19 protein-coding genes and 1 pseudogene are annotated in these 16,059 nt (G+C 44.6%); all 20 read left to right on the top strand.

Annotated elements, in window-relative coordinates; translation table 11 throughout:
* The first annotated feature begins 27 nt into the window (after positions 1 to 27).
* The 20 genes and pseudogenes from JSQ80_RS09650 (at position 28) to JSQ80_RS09555 (ending at position 16,056) form a co-directional block, all read left to right on the top strand.
* Positions 28 to 681 carry a hypothetical protein gene (locus tag JSQ80_RS09650; protein ID WP_206095163.1) on the top strand — a complete coding sequence of 218 codons (654 nt, stop codon included), beginning with the start codon at positions 28 to 30 and terminating at the stop codon, positions 679 to 681.
* Positions 678 to 2,102: a phage baseplate assembly protein V gene (locus JSQ80_RS09645; RefSeq protein WP_206095162.1), complete on the top strand. Its 1,425-nt coding sequence runs from the start codon at positions 678 to 680 to the stop codon at positions 2,100 to 2,102. Before JSQ80_RS09650 ends, JSQ80_RS09645 begins: the two co-directional genes overlap by 4 nt.
* Before the next feature lie 13 nt (positions 2,103 to 2,115).
* On the top strand, positions 2,116 to 3,249 hold the full coding sequence (locus tag JSQ80_RS29720; protein WP_206095161.1) for a pentapeptide repeat-containing protein: 1,134 nt from the start codon (positions 2,116 to 2,118) through the stop codon (positions 3,247 to 3,249).
* 19 nt (positions 3,250 to 3,268) lie between these two features.
* A complete protein-coding gene (locus tag JSQ80_RS09635) occupies positions 3,269 to 3,796 on the top strand; it encodes a serine protease (RefSeq protein WP_206095160.1) in 528 nt (175 codons plus the stop codon).
* 46 nt (positions 3,797 to 3,842) lie between these two features.
* Positions 3,843 to 4,256 (top strand): annotated as a pseudogene (locus JSQ80_RS28995) (DUF4280 domain-containing protein); the annotation flags it as partial.
* A gap of 510 nt (positions 4,257 to 4,766) precedes the next feature.
* Complete coding sequence (locus JSQ80_RS09625) at positions 4,767 to 5,150, top strand: hypothetical protein (RefSeq protein WP_206095159.1); 384 nt, start codon at positions 4,767 to 4,769, stop codon at positions 5,148 to 5,150.
* Positions 5,151 to 5,186: 36 nt separating this feature from the next.
* Entirely contained in the window at positions 5,187 to 5,474 is a 288-nt protein-coding gene (locus JSQ80_RS09620; RefSeq protein WP_206095158.1) for a DUF4176 domain-containing protein, read from the top strand.
* A 74-nt stretch (positions 5,475 to 5,548) separates the two neighbouring features.
* Positions 5,549 to 6,550 (top strand): contractile injection system protein, VgrG/Pvc8 family, encoded by a 1,002-nt coding sequence (locus JSQ80_RS09615; RefSeq protein WP_206095157.1) that lies wholly within the window; start codon positions 5,549 to 5,551, stop codon positions 6,548 to 6,550.
* Positions 6,550 to 8,274 carry a hypothetical protein gene (locus JSQ80_RS09610; protein WP_206095156.1) on the top strand — a complete coding sequence of 575 codons (1,725 nt, stop codon included), beginning with the start codon at positions 6,550 to 6,552 and terminating at the stop codon, positions 8,272 to 8,274. The genes JSQ80_RS09615 and JSQ80_RS09610 overlap by 1 nt, the downstream gene beginning before the upstream one ends.
* The gene (locus JSQ80_RS09605) at positions 8,275 to 8,757 is read left to right on the top strand and encodes a hypothetical protein (protein WP_087434644.1); all 483 of its coding nucleotides are present in this window, start codon (positions 8,275 to 8,277) and stop codon (positions 8,755 to 8,757) included.
* 1,130 nt (positions 8,758 to 9,887) lie between these two features.
* Complete coding sequence (locus JSQ80_RS09600; protein WP_206095155.1) at positions 9,888 to 10,676, top strand: hypothetical protein; 789 nt, start codon at positions 9,888 to 9,890, stop codon at positions 10,674 to 10,676.
* Between the two features lies 1 nt (position 10,677).
* Entirely contained in the window at positions 10,678 to 11,109 is a 432-nt protein-coding gene (locus JSQ80_RS09595) for a hypothetical protein (RefSeq protein ID WP_206095154.1), read from the top strand.
* A 175-nt stretch (positions 11,110 to 11,284) separates the two neighbouring features.
* Positions 11,285 to 11,620 carry a hypothetical protein gene (locus JSQ80_RS09590; RefSeq protein WP_240463606.1) on the top strand — a complete coding sequence of 112 codons (336 nt, stop codon included), beginning with the start codon at positions 11,285 to 11,287 and terminating at the stop codon, positions 11,618 to 11,620.
* 130 nt (positions 11,621 to 11,750) lie between these two features.
* Positions 11,751 to 12,017, top strand: a complete 267-nt coding sequence (locus JSQ80_RS09585) for a hypothetical protein (protein WP_206095153.1) — start codon at positions 11,751 to 11,753, stop codon at positions 12,015 to 12,017.
* Positions 12,018 to 12,314: 297 nt separating this feature from the next.
* Entirely contained in the window at positions 12,315 to 12,503 is a 189-nt protein-coding gene (locus tag JSQ80_RS09580; RefSeq protein WP_206095152.1) for a hypothetical protein, read from the top strand.
* 123 nt (positions 12,504 to 12,626) lie between these two features.
* Complete coding sequence (locus JSQ80_RS09575; RefSeq protein ID WP_206095151.1) at positions 12,627 to 13,127, top strand: HGGxSTG domain-containing protein; 501 nt, start codon at positions 12,627 to 12,629, stop codon at positions 13,125 to 13,127.
* Positions 13,128 to 13,170: 43 nt separating this feature from the next.
* Positions 13,171 to 13,710 carry a hypothetical protein gene (locus JSQ80_RS09570; protein ID WP_206095150.1) on the top strand — a complete coding sequence of 180 codons (540 nt, stop codon included), beginning with the start codon at positions 13,171 to 13,173 and terminating at the stop codon, positions 13,708 to 13,710.
* A 142-nt stretch (positions 13,711 to 13,852) separates the two neighbouring features.
* Positions 13,853 to 15,088: an IS110 family RNA-guided transposase gene (locus JSQ80_RS09565; protein ID WP_206095149.1), complete on the top strand. Its 1,236-nt coding sequence runs from the start codon at positions 13,853 to 13,855 to the stop codon at positions 15,086 to 15,088.
* 67 nt (positions 15,089 to 15,155) lie between these two features.
* Positions 15,156 to 15,608 carry an EndoU domain-containing protein gene (locus JSQ80_RS09560; RefSeq protein WP_206095148.1) on the top strand — a complete coding sequence of 151 codons (453 nt, stop codon included), beginning with the start codon at positions 15,156 to 15,158 and terminating at the stop codon, positions 15,606 to 15,608.
* Positions 15,609 to 15,642: 34 nt separating this feature from the next.
* Positions 15,643 to 16,056, top strand: coding sequence for a hypothetical protein (locus JSQ80_RS09555; protein ID WP_206095147.1), 414 nt, complete (start codon positions 15,643 to 15,645; stop codon positions 16,054 to 16,056).
* Positions 16,057 to 16,059 lie beyond the last annotated feature (3 nt).

Raw genomic sequence — 16,059 nt, 5'->3', positions numbered from 1 at the left:
GGGCGCAATGAACGAGAGGTGAGGAAGATGAGTGATATGGAGCACATGGATGAACAGATCATTTCCATGTTATATGGGGATCAAGGGCGTGAAGAGCAAGCTGCGGATAAGCATAATGAAGGTTTAACAGAACCGGATCAGCCCCTCCTTTTCCACCAGACTGTACTGAAGATAGACGGGGAGACGATACCGTTCACGGAAGAACGGTTATTGGACGGGAAAATCCGCGTACCGCTGCCCAGGACGTTTCACCTGATGCCACCCCAAGCCGCAGCCATGAAATACCCGTCGGAACGAAGGCCTAACATAATATATACGAATGACAGCACCTCCATTAACATCGCATTCAACCATACGGATCATGCCGTGATGGAAGAAGAAATGGAAGAGTTTACGATGGCCATGATTCAAATTTTGCGTCGAACGCAGCCCATTCTGCAGTGGTACGAAGACGGTGCCCGAGAGATTCGCGGGAAGCATGTAGGATATTGCGAATTTCTGGCTCCTGCTCTGAATGCCAATTTGTATAATTTGATGTTCTTTGCCGAGTTGGAGCATAAGGCGCTGCTCTGCACGTTCAATTGCACGGAAGAGGAAATGAAACATTGGCAGCCGATTGCCCGGGGCCTCATGGATTCCCTCGTTATCGGCGAATCGGAGGAAGGGAGGACGAAGCAATGAGTCAATCCGCTCTGACTTATCACAATTTGCAGGTGGCCCCCTATCGGCTTGTCAATTTGCAGGAACTGAAGTTGACAAAGAAAATTAACGACCATACGCGGCTTACATTTACAGGCATCGTACCCGAGGAATTGAAGGACAGTTATGTGGAGATGACCGACGCAGATACAACCATCGAGATCAGTCAAATCGATGAGGAGGGCGGCAGTAAACCGTTGTTCAGCGGCATCGTGCTCCATATTGGGATCAAGGTTGTGCGTGACATCTATTATCTTGAGGTGGAGGCCGTGTCTCATTCTTATAAGCTGGATGTGAAACGGAAGAGCCGATCCTTTCAGAACAAAGCCATGACGATCCCGATGCTGCTGAATGAGATTGCATTGGATTATCCGGGCATGGATGTGGTGGATGAAGCTACCGACAATGCGAGATTGGGACGGTTCACCGCGCAATATCAGGAAACCGATTGGCAGTTTCTCAAACGAATGGCGTCCCGCTTTCATACGAGCTTAATGCCCGCTGCGGTATTCGATCGCCCCAAATTTTACTTCGGTATTTTCGAGAGCAGCTCGCAAACCCGCTTGGAAGACTACCATTATACGGTCAGAAAGCGGATGACCACATATCGTTATTTTGCCGAAAACGATTCTCCGAACGTGGACGAGAATGACTTTATCTACTATGAGGTGGAGACGGACAGGGTGCTGGAGCTTGGCAGTTGGATTGGGTTCAAAGGCAAGAGCTTGTACGTATGCGAGGCGCTGACGGAAGTGAAGAACGGTCTGCTGATGCATCGGTACGTGCTATGTTTGCACAAAGGACTGCGCCAGAAGGTGCTCTACAATCGTCAGATTGTCGGCGCTTCGCTGCAAGGCAAAGTCATCGACATCGCCAAAGATAAGGTAAGGGTGCACTTGGATATCGATGAGAAGCAGAACAAGGGCGAGGCCCACTGGTTTCCATATACTTCGGTGTACACGGCAGAAGGTCATAGCGGCTGGTACGTCATGCCCGAGCTTGGCGACACCGTGCGGATCTATTTCCCAAGCGAAAAAGAAGAAGAGGGCGTGGCAAGCAGTTCGGTCCGCCAAGACTCGACGGAGGGCGGGACGAACAAGCTCGGCAACCCGAACATCAAATATTTCCGAACGGCTTCCGGCAAGGAACTGATGATGAGCCCGGACGAGATTGTGATTACTGCAAAAGACGGCGAGATTTTCATCAGGCTGAATGAGAAGAACGGAATTGAGATTTTTAGCAAGAAAAACATCAAAATTACGTCAGAGGATAGTATTCTCATGGATTCCGGGAAGAAAGTCGTCATATCGGCCAAAAATGAAATCAGTATGTCGTGCAAGGAGAGCAGCATTAAGCTGGACGGAAATGCCACGATTATCGGGAAGGAACTGAAGACGAACTAAGTGGGGGGATGAAGTGAAGAAGGCCGAGTCAATTGCCCATTTCCGGGAGCATGTCGTACGGCGGGAACGGATGAACATGCTGCTTATATTGGAGAGGGATTTTCAGTTGCATAAGGCGCAGCGTGCCGAAGAGTTTATTTCTTCCTTCACGGATATGTGCCGAACGATAACGGATGCGCAGGATCAGGGAGACAAAGGTGCCATCGGATACTTGATGTATTCCATGCTGCGTACTGAAATTGCAGAAGGAAGGTACACTTACCTCGTCGAGGCCATGGACACCAACTGGTTATTTGACGGTGCGCCGTGTGCAGGGAGCTATGATGCCACGTGGGCGTTCCGCCATCTGGATATATTGGGTAAGAGATTAACTGCTAGCCGTCAGCTGTATGGGGGAGCAGTGACTCTCCCTGTTGTGGAAAGAATTCTGCTCCACGAAGCGCTTTTCATTCATCGCTACGTCATTGCATTGGCGAGATATGCCTTGCCAAGAGCGGTACAGCTGAAGGAGTACCGGGATATCGTCAAGGAGCCCATGTTCGAGATCCGGGTAGGAGAATATATGGATATCAGTGAGGCAGTGTTCAAACAGGACGAACGGGAGCAGGAACTGCAAGCCGTCAAGGCATGGCTGGACGAGAAAAACGATGGTGAGTATGCATATGAGTCATTTCGGAATCTTAAATTGACTGATGGGGACTACGGACAACTCGACTTTCGTTATTCCGACTTCATTGACAGCGAGTTGTCGCATAGCCTGTTGCGAGACTGTGTGCTTATTGGAACAAGGTGGATTGGCTCCGACTTGAAGGGGGCAGATTTCTCCCGCTGCAAGATTCATGGCGCTGAATTCCGCGATTGCGATCTCAAGGGAGCCGTTTTCCGTGATATTGAAGGATCGAACGGTTGGGAGGAATCGCGTTTTCTCTATATGCCCGGTATATCGGCATTAAGCTTTGCCGGATCAAATGTAGAAGGAGCCGATTTCACAGGAGCGCGGCTGTATGGTGCAGATTTCTCCGACGCCAATATAATTGATGCCGTCTTTGACGGAGCGAACATGAAAAATGCGGTGTTTTCTGTAAAACAGAGAGAGAGCGTTCACTTGAACGAGATTCAACAAACACAGGTGCTATGGAAAGTGTAAAGGGGAAAGGAGACGGGAGATGAGCTATTTTATCCTCTCGCAGGATGAACGCATCCCAGATGCCATTGTACCAGCTGGAATTTCGAAGATAGTCCATAAAGACATGCTAACCGAGGCGAGAGGAAGTGAATTGGATCGTCTGACACTGCAGTTCCAGGTTCAACAACGTGATCACATAGAATATGTAGATTTCATAGAGAGGCCAATTCCACTCTTGTCGGACAAGCTGAAGCAGTTGATAGCCAGGTTCTTGCCAAGGCAAAAATATCGCCCGGTTGGAATCTTCGACATGATTCGGATGCGGCAGGATGTATACTGGCTCATGATTCCGCAGCGTCTCAATTGCCTCTCCCCGCAGAGCGAATTTTATCGAAACGACACGCTAAAGAGGCTCGTCATTGATAGAACGAGGGCGGGGAAAGCGCCGTTATTCCAATTAGATGGTATAAAGGAGACGATCATCGTGGTGAATTTGGCTCTAGCAGAGAGCATTCTGCGACGAGACTTCAATGGGCTGAAGCTAAAGAAGATTGAAAATGAAGCCTAGCTTCTATTGGAGCAGGAGGTGAACGGCGATGAGTGCGGAAAAAGATATGATGGGGAATATACCCCAGCCGGGCAGCGGCGACAAAAAAAGCTATGTCGTTGCGGGGGCAATACTGAGCTGCAGCTTCGGTTCCCAGAAGAGCAGACTGAAAATGCAGATGAGCCATGGCGTGTACGTGAAGGGCAAGCCCATCATGAATGTGATGGACTACGTCCCGAACATCAATATTATGCCATTTGGAACTTGCGGCAGTCGAATGAATCCAGCTGTTGGTTCGGCGACGGCAGCGAGTAATGGCGTCTTGACGCGAATGCCTTGTATGCCAATGGTTACCATGCCGTGGATTGGCGGGAAGTCAGACAAGGCGGTTGAGAATTTCCCGGCATTGTTGAATGATTCAACGAATATGTGCATGTATTGCGGGCAAATCCGAGTTGAGGATGATGGACAGAATCTAGAGGGAGCTTCTCTGTTGGAAGACATAAACGAGCAAGAAGCGGCTCAAACCTGGCAGGAGCAATTGAAAAAGGATCTTATAAAAAACTCCGGTATTGGAGTTGCGGATGCTATAGCCGGAAAACAAGTAATCGATAAAATCAGTGACCGAACCCATTATGTAACAAAAGCTCCGGGGCTTGGGCCGGCTGCTGAATTTGAGAGTGTTAGATTTAGAAGAGGCGTAGGTGTGATTAAAGGAGTATCTAAATTTGCAGGTCCAGCTGCTGTTTTAACAACTGGGTTAGACGTTTATGAAGACTTTCAGAAATATGAAGGCAGTGATTTGGTTGGTGCTGCTAGTTTATCTATTGGCGGTACGTTTGTGGCGGGAGCAGTCGGTGCAGGAGCTGCTGCACTTGGAGCTCCTGTTATAGGAGTAATAGGGATAGGTGTTGTTGTGGGCGTGGGAGTAAGTGCAGGTGTAAGCTATCTTAAGGAAAAATGGTTTGGAAAATGAGGAGAGGTGGACGGGATGAGTTTTAGCTATTTACCGTGGCCATTGTTCGTCATACTGGTTTTCAGTTGTGCCTTCATTACAATAAGACTTGTTGTAAAAGAACCAAACCGCTATCCAAAAGTTGCTGTTTTAGGTATGGTGCTCGTGGGTGTAGGCGGTATCTTATTGGGCACAAATAAAATATTAAAAAACTATAATTTGATGACAGATAAATTGTGGATAGTGGAAATGATAGCCATTTTCTGTATCTTAGTAGCAGGTGTATGTATTTTAGCTGGAGCATATATCAAAACAAAAAATGACCCCGATAAACATAGAGTAGTACTTGCCTGTATCTTTATTGTTGTAGCTGTATTGTTGATGGTTGGAGTAATAGGTATACTGGCTAATTTCACTTAAATGATTAATATGGATCGATTGGAGCGTGATGAAACGATGAGATTGCTGCCCAACGGTTCTGTTGTTCTGCTAAAGGGCGGAGAAAAAAGAATTATGATTTACGGAAGGCTGCAAAAGACGGGAGACAACGAAAAGCTGTGGGATTATATTGCATGCTTATATCCAGAAGGGAATATTGATGCTAATCAAGCGTTTCTGTTTGATCATTGCCAGATCGAAAAAGTATTCTTCACCGGCTATCAAGACATGGAGGAAACAGCTTACAACCAAGTGTTGCAAGAATACCGTGAGAAGGCTGAAGCCTCTGGAACGGATATCAAATGAATTTCAGTTCTTTTCTGCGACTGTAAAGTATCTATTTATGAACTGCTTTACCACCCAAATGAAGGGGGGATTATGTGAGCACAGCAAGCAAGCTGAACGGGTATGAACACATCCGGCTAGTGTCACCTTACGAAATACAGACCCTCAGCAGCGTTCAAATTGAAAAAAAGGTAAACGAGCATGCGCATCTGCATCTTACAGCGATTATACCGGAAGAGAAAAAAGACAGATACATAGATATGGCCAGTGATTCGGACACGATTCAAATTCAAGAGATCGATGAAGGTAATGCGGTCAGAACGTTGTTCCACGGTATAGTCTCTGATATGGCCATTAAATCGGTTAGGGGCATTTACTATTTGGAATTGGAAGGAATATCTCATACCTCCCGTATGGATATCAAGCTGAAATCGCGTTCCTTCCAGAATCGTAACATGTTATGCCACGAACTTGTCCATCATATCCTTTCCGAATACCCAGGGTCCGACTGTATTGATCTTGCCTTTGACAACACCTCATTAAACCAATTCACCTTGCAGTATCAGGAAACGGATTGGCAGTTTCTCAAACGAATGGCTTCGCGCTTCGGAGCGGTTCTCATCCCCGAAGCGGCGGCGGATTCTCCGAAGCTGTGGATAGGCGTGCCAGATGGGAAGGCCGATTCAATGACGAATGCTCATTATAGCGTCATGCGAACGCTAATTGACTGGCACAATAACGATGCTTTGCAGGAAACGGACGTTACAAGCTATTCCATCGAAACTGAACGGTACTACTCCATCGGAGACCGCATTGTATTCAAAGACAAGGAATTAACCGTGATGGAGTCAATAGCCCGGTTCAACGAAGGGGCCTTCATTTATGAATACCTTCTGCGCCCGGCAACGGGCATCCGGCAGAATCCGATGACCAATCCTGATATTTGCGGGGCGTCTTTGGAAGGAAAAATCATTGATGTCACGAAAGATAAAGTTCAGGTACATTTGAATATCGACTCGGTTCAAGCCAAGCAAGAAGCATGCTGGTTCCCTTACTCTTCCGTATACACGGCGGAAGGAAACAGCGGGTTCTACTGATGCCTCAGGTGGGTGATGCAGCGCAGGTGTATTTTCCGAGCAGCCAGGAGGAAGAAGCGGTTGCTTTGAATTCCGTTCGCAGAGGCGGTCATGATTTACCAAAGATGGCGAACCCGGGCGTAAAATATTGGGGAACCAGCTTCGGCAAGGAAGTGAAATTCGGAAGCAATGACCTTATGTTGACCGCCAAAGAGAACCATGTCTTCGTCAAACTGGATGAACATGAGGGCATTGAGATTCATAGTAAACAAGCAATCGTGTTTCATACAGAGAGGGATTTGGAGCTCGGGCTCGACAAGAAACTGAATATTCACGCGAGAGAGGCTGTATATCTGCTGTGCGGCAGCAGCAGTATGGTGCTGGATGGGGATACGGATATCCAAGGGACAAGCCTTCGCATCGAAGGACTGACAAAAGCGCCCGTCTACGTGAAAGACTTGGAACCGGAGTCCGGGGAAAATGGGGAAGCTGCGGAGGGGCCGAAGAAGGGCCTCTTGGATAAGTTTCTTGATGGAGTGCAGCTTGCGCTAGATGTCGTCGGGATGATACCGGTTGTAGGAAAGTCAGCTAGTGTGGCGAACGCTGGAATATCGGCTGCCCGCGGCGATTATACACGAGCTGGACTATCATTGGCTGCGAGCGTGCCGTATATGGGATTGACCGCCACAGGAGGGAAATTGGCGCCGAAGGGCATGCAAGCAACCGGAAGCGGCTTGGCTCAAACGGGAGGGACAGGGCTAAGCACGAACTTCCTAATTGGCAAAGTGCTTACGGCTGCCCGGAAGATGCAGAGTAACCATTCGCAAGAAGAAATGACACAGCGGATAAAGAACCGGATGCGTTATAAAACGATAATCATGTTCAATGGGCAACGGATATATGTGCCCTTGAAAAAAGGTGAGGTCGTATATCAGCCTACGGCTCTGGATAAAACGCTAGATGTGGCGAAAGGGGCATGGGCTGGAGGTACCGAAGCGGTCAAGTCGACACTGGATACGGCAAAGGCCGTCCTTAACGACCCCATCGGGGTCACAACGAATGTGGTAACTGACACCGCCGCAGAAGCATGGAAATGGGTAAGCAATCCTGAGAAGGCATGGGATGAACTGGTTGCAGAGGCAGAAGCCGATGGTCGAAGAATTCAACATATGATAGATACCGAAGACTGGAACGGGATAGCCAAAGGTGTAGGCAATTCAATCGTCTCGGGGATAACGGACAAGGGAATCGGCAAGGTAGTTAAATTAAAGAGCGGCAGTGGCGGAAAAGGGAACAGCGGGAAGAGTGAGAAGAGTTCGAATAAGGGGTCGGGTAAATCTAAAAAAACCTTTGTTGATATGATGGAATCTGCAGAAGCGGCTAGATATGAAGCATACTGGAAACAAGGTGCTGGTTCAATTCAAAAAGTGAAAGAGAATGGGAAATTTGTATATAAAGTAATGGAAGGAAAACAAATTAATACAAGGCAACGATTATACACTGTTCCTGGTGAGAGAAGCATCATGGATGTAAAAATTAATGAAAAGACTGGTGAAACATATATGAGAGAAACAATATTTGACAAGTATGGACGAAGGATAGGTAATAATGATTTTACAGACCATGGAAGGCCAGATATTCCAACACATACAAATCCTCATTATCATGCAAACCCAGCTACAGACCCAGCTCAACATGGAAAAGGCATCCCAGGATTGCATCCAGAGACACCAAGGAGGTATTAAATGACTATAGGGCACTTTTTATATATAGCCTGTGTAAGCGGATACTATTCTAAATCAGATTGGCAGGGGTGGGCTGATAGACAAATATTAAAGAAAAACGAGGTTGAAGATTGGATATATAAAGTTTCGTTAGCCAAAGATATAGAAGAATTGAGTTCGGCGGTAAGTGATAAAAAGCTCGAAGAATGCTATTATGAAGAAAACAAATCTTCACCAAGTGATGCAATAGTTGGCTATTACTATATCCAATTTCTAGAGAATAAAATAAGCCTACGTGATTTAATTGATAAATTAAGTGACGAAGATGATATATCAACAGCATCATCAATAAATGAGTATGAGGATTTTTACAGTATACTAAATGAAATAAATTCAAATGAGTGCTTATTAGCAGAAATTTCATTTACTAAAAAAATTAACGATTTATTTGAACCGTTTAGGCAAATTGCAGAAAGTCAGAAGAAACAATTAGAGTTATACTAGAGGGTCTGTCAACGATTTTGTGTAGATGGTCTCAGCCTGTATATGAAAAAGGTTTCATCCTCTATTTGGAGTTTTCTTTCTCTGAGCCATTAGGGTCAAGGGCAATGGCGTAGCGTACCCTTGACCAATTGAGAGAAGAGAAAATCCCTACAGGGATGAGGCCTTTCCTTATTAACGAATATAAGACTTAACTCGTTCGTTAATTTATTCTCAACAACGGGGATTTTTCTGAAGAGAAAAGAAACCAAGGAAGTGATGAATTTTTAAAATTACAGATACTATCTTGATATATAGCCAATCGAAGAGGTCGAAGGTTTTATTTTTAGAAATCAAGAATACTAATCAGTTAGCTTTTTTATGTAGTTTGATCGAGTTAGTAACAAAATATGGGAATTCTGTCGGTATGTTATTAAACGATGATCGTCAAAATCAGAAATATAAATTCTCAGAAAGTGAAAAGTTATTCTTCAAATTTATAACCAAAGTCGATCCAGAAATGTTTGTAATAGGTTCATCAGGAGACAATTTTGAATCAATCGTAAATAATTACATTCATAGAGCCCCAAGGTCCCATTTGGAGGTTTTGAGAAGGATCTCTAATCTTATTAAAGATTTAATTACTTTTACATCAAACATAGTTTGCCCACAATGTACAAGTGATCACCTTAGAATACTTACAGATGCCGAGGGCATAGATTTATATGAATATTGTGAAACATGCTTGTTCAACAAATTAATCGGAGATCGATCCAGAAATAGTGATTTTCTTCTTCCTGCAAATAAAATATTACTAAAAAAGGAGGATACTTAAATTAGTTGCTTTATAGGTCAGATGTGATCCAATACGGTTCTTATTATCGCGTTTACAATCCTAACAAGAAGATCATACAATACAACCAACAAACAAACCAAACACTTTTGACCAACTTGATAAACATAGAAGGCTTATTCCACTTGAAATATGAGTAGGAGTAAGCTTTTTTTGCTCAAAATGTACTGTCCAAGCCATTAGGAATGGTTCTAAATACGAGCACGCACAAAATCGTAAAAAGAAATGACACAGCAGATAAAGAACCGGATGCGTTATAAAACGATAATCATGTTCAATGGGCAACGGATATATGTGCCCTTTGAAAAAAGGTGAAGTCGTATATCAGCCTACGGCTCTGGATAAAACGCTAGATGTGGCGAAAGGGGCATGGGCTGGAAGTACCGAAGCGGTCAAGTCGACACTGGATACGGCAAAGGCCGTCCTTAACGACCCCATCGGGGTCACAACGAATGTGGTAACTGACACCGCCGCAGAAGCATGGAAATGGGTAAGCAATCCTGAGAAGGCATGGGATGAACTGGTTGCAGAGGCAGAAGCCGATGGTCGAAGAATTCAACATATGATAGATACCGAAGACTGGAACGGGATAGCCAAAGGTGTAGGCAATTCAATCGTCTCGGGGATAACGGACAAGGGAATCGGCAAGGTAGTTAAATTAAAGAGCGGCAGTGGCGGAAAAGGGAACAGCGGGAAGAGTGAGAAGAGTTCGAATAAGGGGACGCCAAAAGCTGTGTTTGAGAATGGTCGGGCGTCAATTGAAACATTCAAGTCAAATCCAAAGGTTTTCAGTGACAAATCAGCCGAAGAAATTGCAAAGATGTTAGAGGATGCAGGATACGAAGTCACAGTTCAGGCTTCTAAAAAATCAAGATCAGGTGCAAAAATTATCAAAATTCAAAATACTGGAAGTGAGAAAAACATAACGCAAGTGCAGGTTTCACCTGGTGGAGGAAGGCACGGGGATAGTCCATACGTTAAAATAAGCACAAGTGACCAGGGGATTATTAAGATTGTCGATGGTTCTGAGAAGGTTTATAAAACAGACGGTGCAGAAACTGCAACTATTATATTTACAGGGAGGGAATAGAGTGATTGACAATAATTCGCCAATTATACCATGGGTCGGACTTGGAGGAGTTAAACTTTATAGTCATATAAGTCATTACTACGATTTAATTGATAAGTTGGATGAAAAGTCATCGTTGTTAGTGAAATTCTTTGTAAGATTTGAAATTAAAGATTCTGTAGATTTGTGGTTTAATTTGATGAATGGGAAACTCTTTAAAATAACGGCGTCGAGAGGTTACAAAGGATTATTATTTGATAAGATTCATATTGGGATGCATATTGATGATGTGCTCCAAATAGAGCCAAGTTTTGAATACGATGATTTTGAAGAAGTCTATGTTAGCCCCAAAGGAGTATTTATTGAAACTGACCCTGTTGAACATACAGTATTGTGGATATCGGTATATGTTAAAGAACTAGATAATGATGATTTTGAAAGAGGAGATTGGTGATTAAAAATCTTGGGTTTACATCTTAGTTACAAGGTCGTACAATACAATCAACAAACCAAACACTTAAAGACTTGATAAACATACTTTATAAACTTTCTAAAGCTCTTTCCCACTTGAACCATGAGTAGGAATGAGCTTTTTTGTATGCAGAAATTAAACCGAGGAGCTGAATGATATGGCACAACGAGAACAGGAAGTAAAACAGGCAGCATTGATTGTACAGGCACAAGCAGCATGTGAGCAGCTTATGGATGAAATTCGTAGTTACTGTCAGCAAGCAAGGGAATTACGCGAACAGGCGAAAAAGTTACAGCAATCAGAGTGCACAGATTTTCAGGTTAGCGAAAAGATTCAGCAGTTGTTGAAACGTGCGGAGCATTTGGATGCAGTAGCAGATCAGAAAGATGGACTGCCGCGCCAGCAAGCACTTCAACTCATAGACAGGTTAGAGCGAGAAGCGTCCGAATGCAGGAAACTTGTGCAGTATAACAGGACAGTTCTAGATCGGTAGCAACAAGAACTTGAAGATGCAAAGGTAACGGCGGCGGAAATGGTTCAGGATGCAGAGGAGCGGTTGGAACAAACAAGTAAGATACTGGCTGAAAAAGAGGCTCAGCTTGCAGAACTGGAGGCTAAGGCAGATGAGTAACCGTATACCACAACCCGATCATGACATGATGAAAGCTCTGTTACAGCGATACAAGGGAACAGGCAAACAAATTGAACTGATTACGGAGAAGGGAGCCTATGCGATGCAGGCCAGCAAAGATAGCAGCAACTTCGTGATTGAGATTGTAGAAGATAGCGAAGTCATTGAAGTTGATGGTGTAGGCTCAACAGAAGAATTGAGAGCGGTTGTTCAAGGCGCAGTACGTGAAACGATTAGCAACGCTACAGGCAGAATGTAAGCAGAGAGAGGAATAGTGATATGTTGAAACTAAGCCCGGAAGCATTAGAAGCACGCCGACATTACGAAAGAGAGTACAGACGGAAATGGCGGCAAAAACCTGAAAACAAAGAGAAGCAAAGAGAGTACGAGCGCAGATACTGGGAACGCAAGGCACAGCAATCCAAAGCATAGCATAAGCAGCCCAACGCTCATAGGCTGAGCACCGATTCAAACGTACGACCAAGGACATTTTACCGCAGCAGATACGAAACCACGAGAGCAACCAAATACGAAAGTCACAGGAGGAAGTAGCACAATGACGAAGCATGAAGAATTCCTATGGGAGCAACTCCTTCAAGAAAGCCAAATGGAAGCAGAGCTAACACGGATGGCCTTTGATTGCCTGACATTCATTGCTCAAACAGAACAGCTTGAGGCATTTCAATTACATCAGAAGCAGAGAGCAGAGAGTAGAGAAAAGCAATTAGCAGAGCTTGATTGTTGAAACCGAATGAATAAGCATACGGAAGCATGTAGTGAAAACGGATAGATAAACAGCTTGGAGGCAAGATGCCCTCCCCACGGTCAGGGAAACGAACCCCATGAAATGAGGTTAGGGGTGAAAAAGATGGAAAAAAGCCAATGCGGAGCAAAGACAAGGAACGGCAAACCTTGCAAGAGAAGGGCATTAGCGAATGGTCGATGCCGCTTGCACGGAGGTAAATCAACGGGGCCGAAAGACCCGGCAAAGCTCAAGGGTAACAAAAATGCCTTGAAGCACGGACTGTACGAAACGATCTGGATGGATACGCTAACCGAGGCAGAACGGGAACTGTACCAGCAGGTTTCAACTGACCCGAATGTACAGGTAGATAGCGAATATCGACTTTCAGCATTACGTATTAGGCGCATGTTATGGCGCATCCGGCAAGAGGAACAGAAGGATAGCCCTGATCCTGCTGAAATCAGAGCGATTGAAGATGCCATCACGAAAGTCCAAATGAATGTCGCGGCACTGATTCGGGAGAACGGCAAGCTCAGGGATATACAGAAGCAGAAAAATGACGGGATACAAAGGGACACGTTATTTCGGGGAGAAGCATCAACGGAAGACGAATGGTCATTGTAAGATATATAACAAGCAGTTTGAGTTGCTGGAGAATCAGGACATAGTGATTGACCACGAGTTGACACGAATCGAGATCGTTTACAAGCCAGAGAAGAGAATACCATTAGCAGAATTGCTGCATCATCCACCCGAGCAAAACAAGCAATACTTTGCAGCAGTAGTTACGGACTGGGACAGCCTTCCAAAGAAGCGAGCAGAACAGGCGCAAAGGTTAAGAGATGGGGCAGATATAGAGGAAGTAACGCCGTATATACGCAAGAAGGTAAAAGAAACCCTTGCTCCCTCGTCTCAAGTAGATTTCAACGAGTTAGCAAGGGAAGCATGGGAGCCGCTATTAGAAGAACTATGTGGGGTATTGCTTGGGCAGCAGAAACCACAAGTTCAAGAGCGACCATTACAAATGGCAGTAACAAATACAGTATACGATAGCTCCTCGGCTGAACACGACAACAAAAATAAGGGTTGTGCAGATTTTGGGAAATATCGTATACTGCGCAACAATAAAGGCAAGCGGCACACTGGACAGCATGAACAACCTGAAACTTTTTTGCCGCTGCACTTAAAAAAAGCAGGGAAAATTTGATATATATCCATCAGACGATGCAGAAGGGAGCATGGACAGGCTAGCATCCCGTTGCGGTCTGTGTAAGCAGCTAACGCTTGAACTGAGGTTGCCGACATGTTTTCACAAAGCATTGTACTTGATGGGTAAAAGGAAGGATGACATGCACTACAAAGCGAAGCATATTTATATTGGTATTGACCTACACAAGAAGACCCATACGGCAGTTGTGGTCAATTGCTGGCATGAGAAATTAGGTGAGGTTACGTTTGAAAACAAGCCATCGGCATTCCCTGAACTGATTGCCTTTGTGAAGCAGTTCAAGAAACGCGGCATTACGCCGATTTATGGGTTAGAGGATGTAGGCGGCTATGGTCGATCGCTGGCAGTATACTTGCTGGAGCAGAAACAACAGGTGAAGGAGGTCAACTCCGCCCTGTCGTATGCGGAACGCAAGAGCAATCCCATTGTGCAAAAGAGCGATAGTTGGGATGCGGAATGTGTAGCGAAAATCCTGCTGAACAAGCTAGACATATTACCGGACGCAAACCCACAAGACGTATACTGGACGATTGGTCAACTGGTGACGAGAAGGAATGGCTTGATTAAGGCATTGACCTCTCTTAAAAACCAACTGCATATGCAACTCAGTTACCACTATCCGAGTTACAAAAAGTTCTTTAGCGAGCTGGATGGAAAATGTGCGCTGGCATTTTGGCATAAGTACCCGTCTCCTTATTTGCTTAATGGCAAAACGGTAGAGTCGCTGACTCATTTTCTACGATTAACCAGTAACAACGCCTGTTCCACCCGGAAGGCAGGGCAATTGCTAGAGTGGATAGAAGCGGATGGTGACACGACCCGAACGTATCAGGAGCAGCGTGACTTCCTGATTCGGAGCCATGTTCGCGACATAAGGTTCAACAAGAAGGAAATCGCCAGAGTGGAAGGCGAATTACATAGAATGATGAATCTGCTGGACTATCAACTGGAGACGATGCCGGGCATAGATTTGGTCACGTTCTCAGCAATGGTAGCGGAAATAGGCGACATTCATCGGTTTGCCAGCGCAGATAAACTGGCTCGTTTTGCCGGGATTGCTCCAGTGAAAGTGGGTTCGGGCGGCAAGCATGTCAATTTGAAAAGCAGACAGGGAAATCGGGTGCTGCACGGACTGTTTTACAACCTGGCTGTTCAGCAAGTACAGGTTTCAAAAGGAAGTAAAAAGCCACGAAATCCACTATTTTACGAATACTTCAACCGCAAGAAAGAGGAAGGAAAAACGCCTACGCAAGCCTTGGTATGTGTGATGCGGCGTTTAGTCAACATCATTTACGGCATGATGAAGAACAAGACAGCGTTCCGTCTCCCCGATCAAGTGGAGAAACAAGCAAGCTAACTGGTGGTATTGTTGGTACCTAGCAGCCACTGTTACTTTTCAATAGTTTAGCTTTACAACATAGGGGATGGGTGAAGTTGTAACACCATCTAAGACTGTAATTAGTTCAGAGATGGAAGCCAAGATATTAGAAGGTCAAAGAAAATATCCAAAGAATGAAGTTATAGGAGGGCATTCCCCTGCTATTAATAACGCGAATGATGATTTTGCGGTGGAAGTCTTTTCAACAAATGCAGATGGAACGAAAAATGTCCAATTCACCAAACAATTCTCAGACGGTAACATCTCTAAACTTAAAAAGAGTACGCTGTTTCCAGATTCATGGAGTGATGAGAAAATTCTTGAGGGCATTACCAAAGTCGGAAATAAACCTGCGATATCAACTAGATTAAGGGATGGGGCAACTTGGCATAGAGCAATCATAGATGGTGTAGAGATTGATGTACTTAAAATTGTTGATAATGTAACTAGCGCTTATCCTACAGGCACTGTGAATGGTGCTCGTCCGGCAGGTTTTTAGTAAGTAATATAAAAAGTTAGGTGATGAAATGAAAATGTACAAAAAATTGGATAATCTTTTATTAGCCGAATCATCAGTGGATTCTTGGTATGATGATGGTTGTAAAATTGCAAGTGAGATACTTTCAGAGTTCAGTCCAATGGATTGGGAGGAGCTATCAAAGAGCGTTCTTATAAAACCATTAGCATGGCAGAAAAAACTAGCCTATTGTATGGATAACAACTGCAACATGTACGAGCTAAAGATTCTATTGTCATTGCTTGATACTGAGGATGAGGAGCTTTTTGAGGTTTGCATTGATACTTTAAGAAGTTTTATCAGTCTGGAAAGTAAGCAATTAATATTAGCCAATCCATCTATACTGCCTCGAATAGATGATTTAATGTCAAAAGCAAGTACACCAGTAAAAAAAGTTCTTGAAGATTTTCTTGTGAAGATTCATTCATAACGT

This window comes from Paenibacillus apiarius (assembly GCF_017052585.1).
GTDB lineage: Bacteria > Bacillota > Bacilli > Paenibacillales > Paenibacillaceae > Paenibacillus_B > Paenibacillus_B apiarius.
Note: the sequence above shows the minus strand (reverse complement) of the source record. Positions and strands in the feature narration are given on the sequence as shown.

Coding starts and splice junctions, on each gene's coding strand:
- JSQ80_RS09650 (WP_206095163.1), top strand. CDS start 28: ATGAGTGATATGGAGCACATGGATGAACAGATCATTTCCATGTTATAT.
- JSQ80_RS09555 (WP_206095147.1), top strand. CDS start 15,643: ATGTACAAAAAATTGGATAATCTTTTATTAGCCGAATCATCAGTGGAT.
- JSQ80_RS09585 (WP_206095153.1), top strand. CDS start 11,751: ATGAGTAACCGTATACCACAACCCGATCATGACATGATGAAAGCTCTG.
- JSQ80_RS09565 (WP_206095149.1), top strand. CDS start 13,853: ATGCACTACAAAGCGAAGCATATTTATATTGGTATTGACCTACACAAG.
- JSQ80_RS09575 (WP_206095151.1), top strand. CDS start 12,627: ATGGAAAAAAGCCAATGCGGAGCAAAGACAAGGAACGGCAAACCTTGC.
- JSQ80_RS09625 (WP_206095159.1), top strand. CDS start 4,767: ATGAGTTTTAGCTATTTACCGTGGCCATTGTTCGTCATACTGGTTTTC.
- JSQ80_RS09620 (WP_206095158.1), top strand. CDS start 5,187: ATGAGATTGCTGCCCAACGGTTCTGTTGTTCTGCTAAAGGGCGGAGAA.
- JSQ80_RS09610 (WP_206095156.1), top strand. CDS start 6,550: ATGCCTCAGGTGGGTGATGCAGCGCAGGTGTATTTTCCGAGCAGCCAG.
- JSQ80_RS09580 (WP_206095152.1), top strand. CDS start 12,315: ATGACGAAGCATGAAGAATTCCTATGGGAGCAACTCCTTCAAGAAAGC.
- JSQ80_RS09590 (WP_240463606.1), top strand. CDS start 11,285: ATGGCACAACGAGAACAGGAAGTAAAACAGGCAGCATTGATTGTACAG.
- JSQ80_RS09605 (WP_087434644.1), top strand. CDS start 8,275: ATGACTATAGGGCACTTTTTATATATAGCCTGTGTAAGCGGATACTAT.
- JSQ80_RS09645 (WP_206095162.1), top strand. CDS start 678: ATGAGTCAATCCGCTCTGACTTATCACAATTTGCAGGTGGCCCCCTAT.
- JSQ80_RS09635 (WP_206095160.1), top strand. CDS start 3,269: ATGAGCTATTTTATCCTCTCGCAGGATGAACGCATCCCAGATGCCATT.
- JSQ80_RS09560 (WP_206095148.1), top strand. CDS start 15,156: ATGGGTGAAGTTGTAACACCATCTAAGACTGTAATTAGTTCAGAGATG.